General features: G+C 33.2%; 15 protein-coding genes. 14 read left to right on the forward strand and 1 reads right to left on the reverse strand.

Annotation, left to right across the window (positions count from 1 at the left end; all coding sequences use genetic code 11):
* Positions 1-87: 87 nt before the first annotated feature.
* The 8 genes from LG295_RS05965 (at position 88) to LG295_RS06000 (ending at position 8,378) form a co-directional block, all read left to right on the forward strand.
* Entirely contained in the window at positions 88-1,725 is a 1,638-nt protein-coding gene (locus LG295_RS05965; RefSeq protein WP_107558517.1) for a polysaccharide biosynthesis protein, read from the forward strand.
* A complete protein-coding gene (locus LG295_RS05970; RefSeq protein ID WP_107558516.1) occupies positions 1,722-2,420 on the forward strand; it encodes a pseudouridine synthase in 699 nt (232 codons plus the stop codon). Before LG295_RS05965 ends, LG295_RS05970 begins: the two co-directional genes overlap by 4 nt.
* Before the next feature lie 18 nt (positions 2,421-2,438).
* Positions 2,439-2,852, forward strand: a complete 414-nt coding sequence (locus tag LG295_RS05975; RefSeq protein ID WP_107531153.1) for a YtxH domain-containing protein — start codon at positions 2,439-2,441, stop codon at positions 2,850-2,852.
* A gap of 345 nt (positions 2,853-3,197) precedes the next feature.
* Positions 3,198-4,607 (forward strand): dipeptidase PepV, encoded by a 1,410-nt coding sequence (pepV, locus tag LG295_RS05980; RefSeq protein ID WP_107558515.1) that lies wholly within the window; start codon positions 3,198-3,200, stop codon positions 4,605-4,607.
* Positions 4,608-4,609: 2 nt separating this feature from the next.
* Positions 4,610-5,455, forward strand: a complete 846-nt coding sequence (dat, locus tag LG295_RS05985; RefSeq protein WP_107531155.1) for a D-amino-acid transaminase — start codon at positions 4,610-4,612, stop codon at positions 5,453-5,455.
* A gap of 458 nt (positions 5,456-5,913) precedes the next feature.
* Positions 5,914-6,705: a phosphotransferase family protein gene (locus LG295_RS05990; protein WP_029377015.1), complete on the forward strand. Its 792-nt coding sequence runs from the start codon at positions 5,914-5,916 to the stop codon at positions 6,703-6,705.
* 12 nt (positions 6,706-6,717) lie between these two features.
* On the forward strand, positions 6,718-7,353 hold the full coding sequence (gene trmB / locus LG295_RS05995; RefSeq protein WP_107531156.1) for a tRNA (guanosine(46)-N7)-methyltransferase TrmB: 636 nt from the start codon (positions 6,718-6,720) through the stop codon (positions 7,351-7,353).
* 197 nt (positions 7,354-7,550) lie between these two features.
* Positions 7,551-8,378: an MBL fold metallo-hydrolase gene (locus LG295_RS06000; RefSeq protein WP_318832793.1), complete on the forward strand. Its 828-nt coding sequence runs from the start codon at positions 7,551-7,553 to the stop codon at positions 8,376-8,378.
* 207 nt (positions 8,379-8,585) lie between these two features.
* Here LG295_RS06000 and LG295_RS06005 read toward each other — a convergent pair whose 3' ends face one another.
* Complete coding sequence (locus LG295_RS06005) at positions 8,586-8,903, reverse strand: PepSY domain-containing protein (RefSeq protein WP_107531158.1); 318 nt, start codon at positions 8,901-8,903, stop codon at positions 8,586-8,588.
* Positions 8,904-8,985: 82 nt separating this feature from the next.
* Between LG295_RS06005 and LG295_RS06010 the strand changes: the two genes are divergently transcribed.
* From LG295_RS06010 to murC, 6 genes are all read left to right on the forward strand, one after another.
* Complete coding sequence (locus LG295_RS06010; RefSeq protein WP_404476696.1) at positions 8,986-10,062, forward strand: M42 family metallopeptidase; 1,077 nt, start codon at positions 8,986-8,988, stop codon at positions 10,060-10,062.
* A 15-nt stretch (positions 10,063-10,077) separates the two neighbouring features.
* Positions 10,078-10,386 carry a thioredoxin family protein gene (locus tag LG295_RS06015; protein WP_345965210.1) on the forward strand — a complete coding sequence of 103 codons (309 nt, stop codon included), beginning with the start codon at positions 10,078-10,080 and terminating at the stop codon, positions 10,384-10,386.
* 130 nt (positions 10,387-10,516) lie between these two features.
* Positions 10,517-11,380: a DUF1444 domain-containing protein gene (locus LG295_RS06020; protein ID WP_107531161.1), complete on the forward strand. Its 864-nt coding sequence runs from the start codon at positions 10,517-10,519 to the stop codon at positions 11,378-11,380.
* A gap of 13 nt (positions 11,381-11,393) precedes the next feature.
* The gene (ytpR, locus tag LG295_RS06025; RefSeq protein ID WP_345965209.1) at positions 11,394-11,993 is read left to right on the forward strand and encodes a YtpR family tRNA-binding protein; all 600 of its coding nucleotides are present in this window, start codon (positions 11,394-11,396) and stop codon (positions 11,991-11,993) included.
* A gap of 18 nt (positions 11,994-12,011) precedes the next feature.
* On the forward strand, positions 12,012-15,875 hold the full coding sequence (locus LG295_RS06030; RefSeq protein WP_404476700.1) for a DNA translocase FtsK: 3,864 nt from the start codon (positions 12,012-12,014) through the stop codon (positions 15,873-15,875).
* A gap of 23 nt (positions 15,876-15,898) precedes the next feature.
* On the forward strand, positions 15,899-17,212 hold the full coding sequence (gene murC, locus LG295_RS06035; RefSeq protein WP_107558259.1) for a UDP-N-acetylmuramate--L-alanine ligase: 1,314 nt from the start codon (positions 15,899-15,901) through the stop codon (positions 17,210-17,212).

Consider the following 17,212-nt stretch of genomic DNA (forward strand, 5'->3'; position numbering starts at 1 on the left):
TAGTAATATAGTTTTGAAAAAAAGTGGTTATAACGTTATTATTGAAGTTACGAGTGTAAAAATTTAATTTGAGATAGGAAGATCTGAATGAGTGAAAGTAAAGAATTAGTTAGGGGTACCTTTTTAATCACCCTTAGTATATTGATTACTAAAGTACTGGGTGTAATATATATCATTCCATTCTACGCCATTATTGGTGGAGAAGAAAAATTGGCACCTTTTAACTATGCATATACGCCTTATAATATAGCAATTGCTATTGCAACTGCTGGTGTACCGTTAGCGGCGTCGAAATATGTGTCTAAGTATAATGCTTTAGGTGCATATAAAGTAAGTGAAAAATTATATAAATCCAGTTTTATTGTTATGACCATTACAGGATTTATAGGATTTTTCATTTTATATTTATTAGCACCAAGTATAGCAAGCATCACATTAGCTCAGGAATCAGGAGCTAAAGGTGGATGGTCAGTCGATGACATTACATGGATTATTAGAATTATCAGTATGGTCGTCATATTTATTCCCTTACTCGCTACATGGCGTGGTGTGTTCCAAGGTTATAAATCAATGGGCCCAACAGCAGTATCAGAAGTTATAGAACAAATTGCACGTATCTTATTTATTCTAATTGGAAGTTATTTAGTGCTTAATGTCTTTAACGGTAGTGTATTACAGGCAAATGGTGTTGCAACGTTTGCTGCAGCAATAGGTGCCGTAGCGGGTATCTTTACATTGTGGTACTACTGGAGAAAAAGGAAACCTAATATTGAAAAAATGGTTGCAACAGATGTTTCGGGCATAAGCGTTTCATATGGAAAAATGTATAAAGAAATTATTTCGTATAGTATTCCATTTGTTATTGTTAGCTTGAATTTCCCATTATTTAATTTAGTTGACCAATTTACACATAATGGTGCTTTGGATTTAGCAGGTGTACCGAGCCGATTACATGACTATTTCTTTACTATTTTAAATATGACAACTAATAAAATAGTGATGATTCCAACGTCACTATCAGCCGGTTTTGCAGTAAGTTTAATTCCATTTATTACAAAAACATACGAATCTGGTGAGTTAAGTGAAATGCATAGACAAATTAGAACTTCTTTAGGTGTATTGATGTATATCACAGTACCAGCAAGTTTAGGAATTATGGCTTTAGCATTACCGTTATATACTGTGTTCTATAGTTATAATGTTGATGGAAGTCAGCTACTATTCTATTATGCACCAGTTGCTATTTTAATTGGATTGTTAAGTGTGACAGCATCCATGCTACAAGGTATAGACAAGCAAAAACTGACTGTATTTGTAATTTTATCAGCAGTTGTTTTAAAAGTTATACTCAACACACCTCTCATTATGGCTTTCCATACAGCTGGAGCGATTTTAAGTACAGCGATTGCGCTACTGTTTGCTGTTTTATGTAATTTTTATATACTTAAAAAATATGCAAAATTTGATTTTTCAGAGACATGGTTACACTTTGGTAAAATATTCCTATATGGTTTAATCATGATGATTATCGTTGAATTATCTTCATTTATATTACAAATGCTGATTTCACCAGAATCTAAAATAGGTTCATTAACTATTTTAATTATAAGTGTAGTCATTGGCATGATTGTTTACGGAGGTATCACGATGAAGACAAAATTAGCCGATCAATTTTTAGGTGAAATACCAAATAAACTTAGACGTAAATTAGGGATTATTAAATGAGATTAGATAAGTTTTTAGCAAATATGGGTGTAGGTACACGTACTGAAGTTAAGCAATTATTAAAAAAGAAACAAGTAACTGTGAATGATAATGTAGAAACATCACCAAAAAGGCAATTAAATACAGATATTGATATTGTAAAAGTGAATGATACACGCATCCAATATATCGATAAAGTATATCTAATGTTAAACAAACCTAAGGGTTATATTTCAGCAACTGAAGATGACAACCAACAAACTGTTATTGATTTGGTCGATGAATATAAATATTTAAATATTTTTCCGGTGGGACGTTTAGATAAAGATACAGAAGGTTTATTACTAATTACTAACGATGGCCAATTCAACCACGATTTAATGAGTCCAGCAAAGCATGTTCCTAAAACATATGAAGTGGTTTCTGAAAAAAATATTACAAAAAATGATATAAATGCATTTAAAGTGGGTATTGAATTAAATGAGGGATTAGCAAAACCAGCGGAATTAGTGAAAAGTGATGAAATGTATAAATCATTTGTTACGATTCATGAAGGACGTTATCATCAAGTTAAGCGTATGTTTCATGCGATAAATAATGAAGTTTTAGAATTGAAACGTATTAGCATTGGCGACCTTCATCTTGATTTAACATTGGCACCAGGAGAATATCGTCAATTAAATCAGCAAGATTTTAAAAGTTTAGGATTAAAATAAAGAAGAGGTGTAGTTATTATGTCAAAATTATTTAAAGCAATTGTAGGCATCGGTGGAGCAGCCGCAGCCGTTGTTCTCTCTAAAAAAGAAAATAGAGATAAATTGAAAGATGAGTATAGTAAATATAAATCTAACCCAGAATCTTATAAACAAAATGCAAAAGACATCGCAAGTCAAATAAGTTCTAAAGCTGGAGAAACATATAATGAAGTAAAACAAGATCCAAAGGGTTATGCTTCAAAAGTTAAGCAAGATCCTAAAGGATTTATCAACGAACAAAAAGATCGCTTTAAAAATGTTAGCGAAAATGAAGAAGAACATATTGAAGAAGCGAGATTTACTGATGAAGGTGCTGCTGATCCGTCAAACAACCTACGTGTTGTAACAGAAGAAGAATTAAAAAATAACAGTAACAAACATGATGAAAAATAGAATTTAAAATATATATGTATGGTTAGGTATGAACAGTGTTATCTATGTGTGTAATTAAAGTGAATTATTCACATTAGCTATTGTTTAACTTAATGCATTTATCATATGTTAATTAAATGTTTAGTAAGTCATAGGAGCGAGATAGAAATCAAAATTTAATTTCTATCTTGCTCTTTTACTATATTAATACAGGTATTTTATATAGTAATGTATAGCGATTAAACTGTTTTAATACAAATCATAACAGTTAATTTTTTGAATTATTAGACACATCTCACTGTAGTTTCTTCTCTAGTTCATGTAAAATATTAAATATATTAGTTATAAGAAGGAAGTTGATTGCAAATGTGGAGAGATAAAGTAAAAGCGTATGAAGGTCAAATTATTGAGGACTTGAAAGGACTTTTATCTATCGAAAGTGTAAGAGAAGATGATAAGGCATCTTCAGAGAACCCTGTTGGACCAGGACCACGTAAAGCCCTAGATTACATGTACCAACTTGCAGAACGTGATGGATTGGGAATACATGATGTTGATCATATTGCCGGACGAATTGAAGCGGGTGAAGGTGAAGATCTTTTTGGTATCTTATGCCACGTAGATGTTGTTCCTGCTGGTGATGGATGGGACTCGGATCCATTCAATCCATTAGTTACAGATGATAAAATTGTAGCTCGCGGTACTTTGGATGACAAAGGCCCAACAATTGCGGCTTATTATGCAGTCAAAATTTTAAATGAAATGAATGTAAATTGGAAGAAACGTATACATATCATCATTGGTACGGATGAAGAGTCAGATTGGAAATGTACAGATCGTTATTTCGAAACAGAAGAAATGCCAGTGTTAGGTTTCGCTCCGGATGCGGAATTCCCAGCTATTCACGGAGAAAAAGGCATCAGCACGTTTGATGTAATTCAAAATGACAAAGCTGAAGATCAAGATGAACCTGAATATGAATTACGTTCATTTAAATCTGGCGAAAGATATAATATGGTGCCAGACGAAGCAGTAGCACATGTTGCGGTTAAAGAAAATATGACGGACGTTATTCAAAATTTTGAACAATATTTAAATGACAATCAAATTGATGGTGAAAGTGTTGTTGATAGTGGTGTATTAGTGCTTAAAGTGTATGGTAAAGCAGTCCATGGTATGGATCCATCTATTGGCGTAAATGCAGGTTTATATTTACTAAATTTCTTATCAAGTTTAGATTTAGATAAGACAGCAGCTAATTTTGTTGAATTCAGTAATAAATATTTATTTGAGTCTCATTTTGGAGAAAAAATGGGGATGAAATTCCATACAGATGTAATGGGAGACGTTACTACTAATATAGGTGTAATAACATACGATAATCAAAAAGGTGGATCATTTGGTATCAATTTAAGATATCCAGAAGGCTTTGAATTTGAAGAAGCATTGACTAGATTTAAGAGTGAAATAAATCCATTAGGTTTTTCAATTGAATTAGGTAAGAACCAAACACCACATTATGTGGAAAAAGATGACCCATTTGTACAAAGTTTAGTAGAAGCGTATAGAAACCAAACTGGGGATCAAACTGAACCATATACTATTGGTGGCGGTACTTATGCGCGTAATTTAGATAAAGGCGTTGCATTTGGTGCTATGTTCAGCGATTCTGAAGACTTAATGCATCAAAAAAATGAGTATATTACTAAAAAACAATTATTTAATGCGACAAGCATTTACTTGGAGTCATTATATAAATTGTGTGTGGAGGAATAAATATGACAAAAGTACTAATAAATGAAAAACTTGTGGACGAGCAAGATGCAAATGTACCTTATAACGATAGAGGTTATGTCTTTGGCGATGGCATATATGAATATATAAGAGTTTATGATAATAATGTTTTTACAGCTAAAGAACATTTTGAAAGATTACTACGCAGTGCTAAAGAAATCGGTCTGGAACTAAAATATAATGTAGACGAATTGACGGAATTGATTCAGGAATTGTTATCTGCAAACAACATCGTTAATGGCGGTGTCTATATCCAGGTAACTCGTGGTGCTGCCCCACGTGATCATGCATTCCCTACACCATCAGTAGAGGCAAATGTCATGGCATTTACGAAGTCATATGATCGCCCATACAAATTGCTTGAAGAAGGCATTAATGCTATTACTACTGAAGATATTCGTTGGTTAAGATGTGATATTAAAAGTTTGAATTTATTAGGAAATGTATTAGCTAAAGAATACGCAACTAAATATAACGCTCAAGAAGCAATTCAACACCGTGGTGATATCGTCACAGAAGGGTCTTCTAGTAACGTGTATGCGATTAAAAATGGTGAGATATATACACATCCAGTAAATAATTATATATTAAATGGTATAACACGTATGGTTATCAAATCAGTTGCTGAAGATAAAGGTATACCTTTTAATGAAGAAGTATTTACATTGGATTTCTTAAAAAATGCAGACGAAATCATTGTGTCTAGTACATCTATAGAAGTCATGCCTGTCGTTAAATTGGATGGAGAAAATGTAGGCGATGGTGAAGTAGGTAGTATTACGAAATCATTGCAAGAAGGATTTAATAGATACATTGACACACATAGTTAATATTTTCCATAAATGGATATAAAATGTCACATAAATTACGTTGAAATTATGTTATAATGCTTACTGAGCCGTTTAAGAGATTTCAATATAAAATTGAAAGTAAAATGTATCTTTTTGTTTCTCATTTTTGGTTGAAATTCAACCTCAAACATTATAAAATCTTTTATGAGTCTTGAAATTGACCGTAATAAATTCATGAAATAAAGATATAAAAATATTAAAATAGTACTCTGTTGGAGATTGATTTATGGTATGATGTAAAAGTTGCTATAATTTGAAACTCAGTACTGTTATTAAATAATTTAACTTGAACCACATGGGACATTGTGTCAGTCATAAAACTTGAGGCGACATAAATTTGGGGTGAAGTTTAAAATATTGTAATAGAAAATGATTATATATGGCTCTCGAAATCTGTTTTCTTGAGCCATTTTCTAATTGAAAGTGAGGTGAACGTGTTGGAGCAGTTTTATCAATTGGGATGGACGCTTGATTCAGCAGGCGGTGCATCTGGTGAGGCATATATGGCTGAACAAGATGGGCAAAAGTTATTCTTAAAAAGAAATTCAAACCCATTTATTGCGGCATTATCAGCCGAAGGTATTGTACCAAAATTAGTGTGGACAAAACGCATAGAAACTGGTGAAGTGGTAACGGCGCAACATTGGAAAAATGGTAGAGAACTTACTTTCAACGAAATGCATGAACAAAGGGTAGCCAATTTATTGAAAAAGATTCATAGTTCTAAAACATTACTTAATATGTTAAAACGTATGGAAATGGAGCCGATTACTCCTGATATTCTACTAAACAAGATTAATGCTTCTTTATCACGAGAAGTTTTAACGCATCATGTTGTTAGAAAAGCTTTAACTTATCTTGAAGATCATATGCCTAACTTGGATCCTCGTTTCTTTACAGTAGTTCATGGTGATGTTAATCACAACAACTGGCTATTGTCTGATCATGATGAATTATATCTAGTTGATTGGGAAGGCGCGATGATTGCTGATCCAGCGATTGATTTAGGTATGCTGCTATACAATTACGTTCCAGAAAAGAAATGGCCTCAGTGGTTAAATGTATATGGTACGAAAGATTCAATGGATTTACAAAAGCGTATGAAATGGTACACCGTCGTACAATCTATTGGTATGGTACAGTGGTATGAGGAACAGAAACGTTATAAAGACATGAATATGTGGCTTAAATTTTTAAATGAAGTTATGAATAACAATGCATTTATATAAGGAGTTATCAAAATGAGAATGCGTTACAAGCCGTGGGCTGAAGACTACTTAAAAAAAGAACCGAATATAGTGGATCTCGACGGTAGTCATGCAGGGCAAATCAGTGATTGGTTTGATAATGATCAACCGATTTACATTGAAATAGGTTCAGGAATGGGACAGTTTATAACTACGCTTGCTGCACAATATCCTGAAATCAATTTTATCTCGATGGAACGGGAAAAAAGTGTAATGGTTAAAGTTTTAGATAAAGTATTAGATCAAGGTTTAACTAATATTAAACTCATATGTAACGATGCGATAGAACTTAATGAATATTTTAAGGATGAAGAAATTTCACGCATCTATTTAAATTTTTCAGATCCATGGCCGAAGAAAAGACATACTAAACGTCGGTTGACTTATCATACTTATTTAGCTTTGTATAAACAAGTGTTAAAAAAAGATGGAGAGCTTCATTTTAAAACTGATAATCGAGGACTATTTGCATATAGTTTAGAAAGTATGTCGCAATTTGGTATGTATTTCACCAAAATTAATTTGAATTTGCATCAAGAAGATGTTGAAACTAACATAGAGACAGAATATGAAAGAAAGTTTTCTGATAAAGGTTCTAGAATTTATCGGATGGAAGCAAAATTCCATTAATTTAATAAAATCATTCCAATTGATAGGGCAAAGCCTTATCAATTTTTTTGCCATTATAACGTATTTTTGTATGAAATAATGAGCGTAAAGTGCTTATCTTGCTCGACAGTTCATTATTTTACGTAATAGTTTGTTTGTATTAATATAAAAGATAATGAGTAACAAAGGTTTATAGGATACTGAGGAGGAATTAATTTATGAAATTAGGAGATTTTAGCGTACATTATTTAAACGGAGGTATAACAAATATTGATGGAGGGGCAATGTTTGGTGTTGTACCTCGAGCTTTATGGACAAGAAAATACGAAGTGAATGATAAGAATCAAATTCCTTTACCTACACATCCAATATTAATACAAACTGGTGATAAAAATGTCATTATAGATACTGGTATAGGTTTTGGTAAATTAACAGATAAAGAACGTAGAAATTTTGGTGCAGAATACGAAAGCCATATTAATGATGATTTAGAAGCATTGGATATGACAACAAAGGATATTGATTATGTGTTAATGACACATATGCATTTTGACCATGCTGCAGGTTTAACTGATGATGAAGGACATGCGGTTTTTGAAAATGCTATCCATATCATTCAGCAAGACGAGTGGCATGAATTTCAAAGTCCAAACTTGAGAAGTAAATCAACTTATTGGACGAAGAATAACGGTGATTTCCAACAAAAATTATTACTATTTGATGAAGAAATGGAAGTTTTACCAGGTATTCACATCATGCATACTGGGGGACATAGCTTTGGTCATTCTATTATTACGATAGAGAGTAAAGGCGAAAAAGCTATTCACATGGGAGATATATTCCCGACAATTGCTCATAGAAACCCGTTGTGGGTAACTGCTTATGATGACTATCCTATGCAGTCAATAAGAGAGAAAGAACGCTTAATTCCCAATTATATTTTAAATGATTACTGGTTCTTGTATTATCATGATGTGAATTATTTTGCAGTGAAATTTGATAAACAGAGTATGACAGAAATTGAAACATTTATTTCTAGAAATTAAAAAGGTTAAAGTTATGAATTTAAGCTTCGGAGTTAAAACATGAATTAAGATATATACGTGTATATTTCTTGAGCATAATCTGTTTTAATTCTTCGACTTCAAATATGTATATAGTTTTTACGATATGAAGCAATCTTAGCTCACATCTCATAGATGAAGCTTATGCTCATACTATATACATTTTACGTTCATAACTTTAACCTTCTATCATTCACATTCAATAATATTAATGATTTCTCCACTATTTGCATCGACAAAAAAATCATATGAAGTAAGTGCCCCATTGTTTTGGGTAGTAATACCACCTTGGTAAGCAAGCGTAGTATTACTTGTGTCTTTATAAGTAATTGGTTCATGCAATATGTATGAACCTATAACATTCATAAAATAGGTTCTAACTTCAGAAATGATTTTTTCTGGATCTTGATATTGTTGATGCTTGCGGCGAGTATAAAAATAAATAGATCCGACAATAGTTGTCAGCATGATAAATAAGATGATGAATCTATTTTTTTTATTCAACATAACACAATCTACCCCCAATAAAGTCATATTTCTAGTTTACCATAATGAAGATGATATAATAAATCTTAAGGAGTGAGACACGTTGGATATAAACAATAATAAAACAGTAACAAGAATGAAAATATTAACAGAATTACATGGTGCGCCTGGTTTTGAAGGTGATGTAAAATCATATATGGAATCTGAAATGGCGCCTTTTGTAGATGAATTTATTTATAATCGTATGGGCGGCTTTTACGGTGTGAAACGCTCGAAAAAACCTGATGCTAAACGTATTATGGTCGCTGCTCACATGGACGAAATTGGTTTTATGGTGACGAATGTAACAAGCAACGGTATGCTACAGTTTACAAACTTAGGTGGCGTCGCCAATGATATATGGCAAGGCCAAAGGCTTAAAGTAAAGTCACGTCAAGGTGAAGAAATCAGTGGTGTTGTTGCAAATATACCTAAGCACTTTAGATCAGGTAATGAAGGTGCTCCTAAAATTGAAGATTTGTTGTTAGATATTGGATCACAAAATAGGGAGGAAGTAGCGCAACGAGGTATTGAGATTGGTGATAGTATTGTACCTGATACTACTTTCACGCAATTATCTGAATTCCGATATGTAAGTAAAGCTTGGGATAATCGTTATGGTTGTTTAATTGGTATCGAATTATTAGAATTACTAAAAGATGTAGAATTGGATTTTGATTTGTATGTCGGTGCTAACGTACAAGAGGAAGTAGGACTACGAGGCGCAAGCGCTTCTGCCGAACTCATTGATCCTGATGTAGCCTTTGTTGTCGATTGTTCTCCAGCAAACGATATGAAAGGCAAGCAAAACTTGTCAGGTGAATTAGGGGAAGGCACTTTAATTAGAATTAAAGATGGCACAATGTTACTAAAACCAGCATTTAGAGATTATTTACTTTCGCTTGCTAAAGAATTTGGTATAGCTCACCAATATTATGTTTCGCCAGGCGGAACAGACGGTGGAGAAATTCACAAAGCTAAAATCGGTATTCCTACAGCAGTCATTGGTGTTTGTGCACGATACATCCATAGTACAAATGCAGTGTTTGATATTAGAGATTATGAAGCTGCAAGAAAATTATTATTGGAGAGTATAACGCACCTAAACCAAGAAGAGATTAAAATATTACAATATAAATAACATAGGAGTGGTATGATGAAGCGTTTAGAAAGTGAACAACAATTCGAACAGTTAAAAAATGAAAAAACTGTATTTTTATTTACTGCAGACTGGTGCCCAGACTGTAAAATTATTGAACCAGAACTCCCTCAAATCGAAGAAAAATTCACTGAATATAAATTTGTATCAGTAGATAGAGACAAATTTATTGATTTATGCGTTGAGCATGGCATCATGGGTATACCAAGTTTTCTTGTATTTAGTGCTGGTCAACAAATTGGTAGCTATATTGGTAAAGAGCGCAAATCAATTGAACAAATTGATGCATTTTTATCTTCGCTATGAGCCGAGTCATTTCGTAGAGAAAACCAGATCAATTTATAAAAATATATACCCTTAGAACTTACATTTTTTCTGTTCCTAAGGGTACTTTTATTGTAAACTAGAACAAGGCACGTTAATAGGAGTGTTAAACATGAATGTCTTTCAAATGAGAGATAAATTAAAAGATCGATTGAACCATCTAGACGTTAAATTTAGTTTTAATCGTGACGATGAAACATTACGTATATCTAGATTAGATAATGATAAAGGTGTTACTGTTAAACTCTCTCCGATTGTAGCTAAATATAAATCTCAAAAAGAAAAAATAGTTGATGAAATTGTCTATTATGTGGAGGAAGCTGTAGCACAAATGAATGACGCTACATTATCTAATATTGATGACATTAAAGTAATGCCAGTATTAAGATCGCCAAGCTTTGATAAGAAGGACAAAAGCGGCAATGCATTTGTTATAGATGAACATACTGCGGAAACTAATATATATTATGCGATGGATTTAGGAAAGTCTTATCGTCTAATTGATGAAACAACACTAGAACAAATGAATCTCACTAAACAACAATTAAAAGAGATGGCGTTATTTAACGTAAGAAAATTAGAAAATAAATATACGACTGATGAAGTAAAAGGTAATATATTCTATTTTGTTAATACCAATGATGGTTATGATGCTAGTAGAGTATTAAATACTTCATTTTTAAATAATATACAAGAACAATGCGAAGGTGAAATGTTAGTAGCGGTGCCACATCAGGATGTATTAATCATAGCTGATATAAGAAATAAAACAGGTTATGATGTGATGGCACATTTAACTATGGAATTTTTCACAAATGGTTTAGTGCCAATTACTTCACTATCTTTAGGATATGATAAAGGCCATTTTGAACCTATTTTCATTTTAGGTAAAAATAATAAACAAAAAAGAGATCCAAATGTAATCCAAAGATTAGAAGCGACAAGAAAACAATACGAAAATAAAGATAAGAAGTAAGGAGTAAATTTTAATGAATCTTTTTTATAATAAACAAGCAGTAGGGGATGTAGCATTTTTACAAATAGAACCTGCTAACGGTGAATTTAACTATGAATATAAAGGTGATGTCGTCGAAATACAACATGAAAATAAAGTTGTAGGTTTCAATATATTTAATGCTTCACAAAAATCATCTATAGATGGCAACGGCCACGTTAAATTAAATGAAACTTTAGCAAATGAATTACAAACTGCTATTGAAGAAGCTGGATTCACTTATAAGTTAGATTCAGATTTTTCACCTAAATTTGTAGTAGGTTATGTTGAGACAAAAGAAAAGCATCCAGATGCTGATAAATTAAGTGTATTGAGCGTTGATGTTGCTACTGAAAAATTACAAATTGTTTGTGGTGCAGCTAATATTGAAGCAGGACAAAAGGTTGTTGTAGCGAAAGTTGGAGCTGTTATGCCTAGCGGTATGGTCATTAAAGAGGCTGAATTAAGAGGCGTTGCATCAAGCGGCATGATATGTTCAATGAAAGAGTTAGACTTACCAAACGCACCACAAGAAAAAGGTATTATGGTCTTATCTGATGATTACACAGTAGGGCAAGCATTTTTTGAAGAATAAAAAGGAGGTAATGTGCGTATGAGCTGGTTCGACAAGTTATTTGGAGAAGATAATGACTCAAGTGAAGATTATCTTAATAAAAGAAGCCAACGACGTCAAAAAGCTACAGAACAAGATGACCAAGATTCATTACTTCCTCAGAACAATGATGTTTATGAAAGACCTAAAGGAAAGTTTAGATTTCCAATGCGTATTTTGGAAGAAGCAAATGAAACAAATAACGTAAATAGCGATGCAAATGTAGATAACTCGAACGCTGAAGTTAATGATAATCATACTTATCGCAAATATGACGACAATATAAGTGTTAACCACAAACAAAGAAGACGTAGACATATGTATGAAAATGAAATTTCTAATAATGTTGATTCGCAACGTACAGAACAAAATAACACACATGACGAAGTAGCTTCTGAACCAAAAAGTGAACAGAGAAGTCACAAAGGTAAAAGAATGAGAATTCAGACGGATGTTTTACGTGCAAATGCGACTTCAAAACGTAAATCTAACACACCTAGTTACCATCAAAGTGATTTTAAAGCGAGCGAAGTTCCTTCTGCGATTTTTGGTACAAAAAAACCTAGTCCGTTAGTTAATGGCGTTATTAAACAGGATCAGCAGTCTGAAACTGATTCAAATGACGATAAAGTTAGTTTGGAGTTTGATAATACGGAGCAGCACGATTCTCAAAATACGAGTTCAGATGATACGACATATTATAACGATCAATATGTCGATGATTTTGTTAAAGATAATAATGGTGAGGTATCTTCATCAACTATTGAACAAACAGAAGATAGTGAAGGTAAAAACGAAAAGACACAAAATAACTCGTTTGATGCAACAGATATCGCCAAGCAAGAACCTCTTGCTAAGCGTGCAAAAATTGATAACACAATTAATATTGAAAATATCTATGCATCACAAATTGTTGAAGAAATACGTCGTGAACGTGAAAGAAAAGTGCTTCAAAAGCGCCAATTTAAAAAAGCGTTACAACAAAAACGTCATGAACATCAAGAGAATCAAGAAGATAGTATACAAAAAGCAATCGATGAAATGTATGCAAAACAAGCTCAAAACTACATAGGTGAAAGCTCGTTAGATGCTGAAGAGCAAACGACAAATGCTACTGAAGATGATTCGGAAGCATCAGTTCAAGACGCTCCAAATCCTAACGTTACACAAAATACATCTGACAATCAGCAAGAAGAGGGGATTGACTCAACGTATAATTACGAAGAAATTAATTTAGATAATATTCGTGATATACATACAATCAATGACGAATATGTAAATGTTGATACTGAAACACAAACAGAAAAAACTGTTACACAATCTCAAGCAATCAATGACGATATGTCAGAAGATAAAGATGAAAATGTATCTTACGACGGAGCAAATACGCTTGGCGATACACCTACAGATGAGGTAATTAACTCACAATCTAACGGAGGCCTTAATAAAGATACAACCGAAATACAATCATCAACAGAAGAAAGTCAGAACGCAGAAACTGTAGAAACTGACATAGACGATGCCAATTACAGAGAGTTAGCAGATAATGACACGAGTGAATTAACGTCATCCAATAATGAGCCTTTACATTCAAATGATGACGATACAAATGAAAATGTAGAAACATCACAAGTATCTGAATCCGAAGCAATGATAAATGAATCTCTTGAATCTGCTAGTCCATCGTTATCAGCTGAAGGTAGTAGCGAAGACTCAAATCTATCTCATTCTGAAGAAAGTACAATAGATGATATAGATGTTAGTCTTTCAAAAGTAGCTCATGATGATAAAAATATGTCACAAGATAAAGATTCAGATGAACAAGAAACAAATCATACAGTAGATTCAAAAGTTGATACAGGTAAAGCAACACATCGCGATCAGCCAACTCAACCCAAATCAGCTATTAAGAAAGGGAGTAAACCTTTCAATGTTGTCATGACTCCTTCAGATAAAAAACGTATGCTAGATGCAAGAAAAGCACAGAATCAAAATCGAGCTAGTTCAAATATACAGTATGCGACAGAACATACAACTGAACGTGCAACAAACGATAATGCTACTGAACTTAAGACGACAGAGCAACAGACACAGGCAGCTCATACGAATTCTTCAGAACATCAAAACAGAGGTGTGACAAATGATTCAGCTCATGTTCAATACAGTTCTGCAAAAAGTGATCTAAATCATTCGTCAGATATTGAAGAGGAAACATTATCTGATGAAACGTCAACAAATGAAACAGAGCATCATTATGTTGAAGCTAAAACAGCAAATAGTAACACACAACAATCTGATAAATCAGATGCGTCTATAGATAGCAATGTTGTTAACAATCATCAGTCAGTTAATCCAAATGAGCACACTGGACAATCTGTTCAAGAACCATTACTAAAACCAGAACCTACTTCACAGCTAGGTGGTACAAAAACAGCTAATGAGAATGAAAGTAAACCAACTATACGTCGAGGGCCAAACATTAAATTACCGAGTGTAGAATTATTAGAAGCACCTAAACAACATGAAGTAGATGAGTCTTGGATAGAGGATAAAAAACAAGAGTTAAATGAAGCTTTCTATTATTTCAATGTACCAGCAGAGGTACAGAATGTAACAGAAGGACCAAGTGTAACACGTTTTGAATTATCTGTTGAAAAAGGCGTGAAAGTTTCAAGAATCACTGCTTTACAAGATGATATTAAGATGGCGTTAGCTGCTAAGGATATTCGTATTGAAGCACCAATAGCAGGTACGAGTTTAGTTGGTATAGAAGTACCGAACCAAAATTCAACAACAGTAAATTTACGTTCAATAATTGAAGAGCCCGCATTTAAAAATTCAGAATCTAAGTTAACTGTAGCCATGGGTCTTAGAATTAACAATGAACCGTTACTGATGGATATATCCAAAACACCACACGCTTTAATAGCTGGTGCTACAGGTTCTGGTAAATCAGTATGCATCAATAGTATCTTAATGTCTTTATTATATAAAAATCATCCAGAAGAATTAAAATTACTTTTAATCGATCCAAAAATGGTGGAATTGGCGCCATATAATGATTTACCACATCTCGTTTCACCAGTTATTACAGATGTAAAAGCAGCTACACAAAGTTTGAAATGGGCTGTTGAAGAAATGGAAAGACGTTACAAAGTCTTTGCTAAATATCATGTAAGAAATATAACTGCCTTTAATAAGAAAGCAACATATGAAGATAGAATGCCAAAAATTGTTATAGTTATAGATGAGTTAGCAGATTTAATGATGATGGCACCACAAGAAGTCGAGCAATCGATTGCTCGTATAGCACAAAAAGCACGTGCATGTGGCATCCATATGTTAGTTGCAACACAAAGACCGTCTGTCAATGTAATAACAGGTTTAATCAAAGCAAATATTCCAACCAGAGTTGCATTTATGGTATCGTCAAGCGTTGATTCCCGTACCATTTTAGATAGTGGTGGTGCAGAACGCTTACTTGGATACGGTGATATGCTCTATCTTGGAAGTGGAATGAATAAACCAATACGTGTTCAGGGAACCTTTGTATCTGATGAAGAAATTGATGATGTAGTTGATTTTATTAAAGAACAAAGAGAACCAGAATATTTGTTTGAAGAAAAAGAATTATTAAAGAAAACTGAAAGTCAACCGCAAGACGATTTATTCGATGATGTGTGTCAATTTATGTTGAATGAGGGACATATTTCAACTTCATTAATACAACGACATTTCCAGATTGGTTACAATCGTGCAGCCAGAATAGTTGATCAATTAGAACAACTAGGTTATGTTTCGGGAGCTAATGGTTCAAAACCAAGAGATGTATACATTACAGAATCAGATTTAAATGAGAATTAATATAGAGATAAAGGAGTGTTTTTATGACACATTATCATTTTGTTGGCATAAAAGGTGCCGGTATGAGTTCATTAGCACAAATCATGCGTGATCTTGGAAATGAAGTTCAAGGTTCAGATATTCAAAACTATGTTTTTACAGAAGTAGCTTTAAAAAATAATGGTATCAAAATTTTACCTTTCAATGCAGATAATATAAAAGAAGATATGGTCATCGTACAAGGCAATGCCTTTCCAGACACACATGAAGAAATTGTACGCGCACATGAATTAAAAATTGAAGTTATTCGCTACCATGACTTCTTAGGTCATATTATCAATCAATATACGTCTGTAGCAGTTACAGGTGCACATGGTAAGACATCTACCACAGGTCTATTATCACACGTTATGAATGGTGATAAAAAGACATCATTCCTAATCGGTGATGGCACTGGTTTAGGTATACCAGCAAGTGATTATTTCGCATTCGAAGCTTGTGAATACCGCAGACATTTCTTAAGTTATCACCCAGATTATGCGATTATGACAAATATAGATTTTGATCATCCGGACTATTTTAAAGATGTTGATGATGTATTTAATGCGTTCCAAGAAATGGCACAGAACGTGAAAAAAGCCATTATTGCATGGGGGGATGACGAGCATTTACGAAAAATTGAAGCTGACGTACCAGTTTACTATTATGGTTTTTCTAAAGATGACGATGTTTATGCAGATAACTTAAAAATTAGTGAAAAAGGTACTCAATTTGATGTTTACATTAAAAACGAATACTATGACACATTTCTTTCACCACAATTTGGCGACCATAACATTCTAAATGGTCTTGCTGTAATTACAATTAGCTATTTAGAGAGCCTAAACGTAGATAATATCAAAGCTGCTTTAGAGACGTTTGGTGGCGTGAAAAGAAGATTTAACGAGACAAAAATTGGAAATCAAGTGTTAGTTGATGATTATGCGCACCATCCTAGAGAAATTAGTGCTACAATTGAAACAGCGAGAAAGAAATACCCTAATAAAGATGTTATTGCAGTTTTTCAACCTCATACGTTTAGTAGAACTCAAGCGTTTTTAGATGAATTTGCAGATTGCTTAAGTTTAGCTGATACAACGTTCTTATGTGAAATTTTTGGTTCTATAAGAGAAAATACTGGAAATTTAACAATTCAAGATTTGATTCAAAGAATCGACGGCGCAAAACTAATCGATGAGGCAAGTGTAAGCATATTAGAACAATATAGTAATTCAGTGATTCTATTTATGGGTGCTGGCGATATACAAAAAATTCAACGTGCTTATATGGAAAAAGTTGGTGTCACTTCGTCATTTTAG

The sequence above is a fragment of the Staphylococcus pseudoxylosus genome, from assembly GCF_044794325.1.
Taxonomy (GTDB): domain Bacteria; phylum Bacillota; class Bacilli; order Staphylococcales; family Staphylococcaceae; genus Staphylococcus; species Staphylococcus pseudoxylosus.

Bases quoted from the DNA above. Each gene is read 5' to 3' on its own strand.
- LG295_RS05965 (WP_107558517.1), top strand. From the start codon at position 88: ATGAGTGAAAGTAAAGAATTAGTTAGGGGTACCTTTTTAATCACCCTT.
- LG295_RS05970 (WP_107558516.1), top strand. From the start codon at position 1,722: ATGAGATTAGATAAGTTTTTAGCAAATATGGGTGTAGGTACACGTACT.
- LG295_RS05975 (WP_107531153.1), top strand. From the start codon at position 2,439: ATGTCAAAATTATTTAAAGCAATTGTAGGCATCGGTGGAGCAGCCGCA.
- pepV (WP_107558515.1), top strand. From the start codon at position 3,198: ATGTGGAGAGATAAAGTAAAAGCGTATGAAGGTCAAATTATTGAGGAC.
- dat (WP_107531155.1), top strand. From the start codon at position 4,610: ATGACAAAAGTACTAATAAATGAAAAACTTGTGGACGAGCAAGATGCA.
- trmB (WP_107531156.1), top strand. From the start codon at position 6,718: ATGAGAATGCGTTACAAGCCGTGGGCTGAAGACTACTTAAAAAAAGAA.
- LG295_RS06000 (WP_318832793.1), top strand. From the start codon at position 7,551: ATGAAATTAGGAGATTTTAGCGTACATTATTTAAACGGAGGTATAACA.
- LG295_RS06005 (WP_107531158.1), bottom strand. From the start codon at position 8,903: ATGTTGAATAAAAAAAATAGATTCATCATCTTATTTATCATGCTGACA.
- LG295_RS06015 (WP_345965210.1), top strand. From the start codon at position 10,078: ATGAAGCGTTTAGAAAGTGAACAACAATTCGAACAGTTAAAAAATGAA.
- LG295_RS06020 (WP_107531161.1), top strand. From the start codon at position 10,517: ATGAATGTCTTTCAAATGAGAGATAAATTAAAAGATCGATTGAACCAT.
- ytpR (WP_345965209.1), top strand. From the start codon at position 11,394: ATGAATCTTTTTTATAATAAACAAGCAGTAGGGGATGTAGCATTTTTA.
- LG295_RS06030 (WP_404476700.1), top strand. From the start codon at position 12,012: ATGAGCTGGTTCGACAAGTTATTTGGAGAAGATAATGACTCAAGTGAA.
- murC (WP_107558259.1), top strand. From the start codon at position 15,899: ATGACACATTATCATTTTGTTGGCATAAAAGGTGCCGGTATGAGTTCA.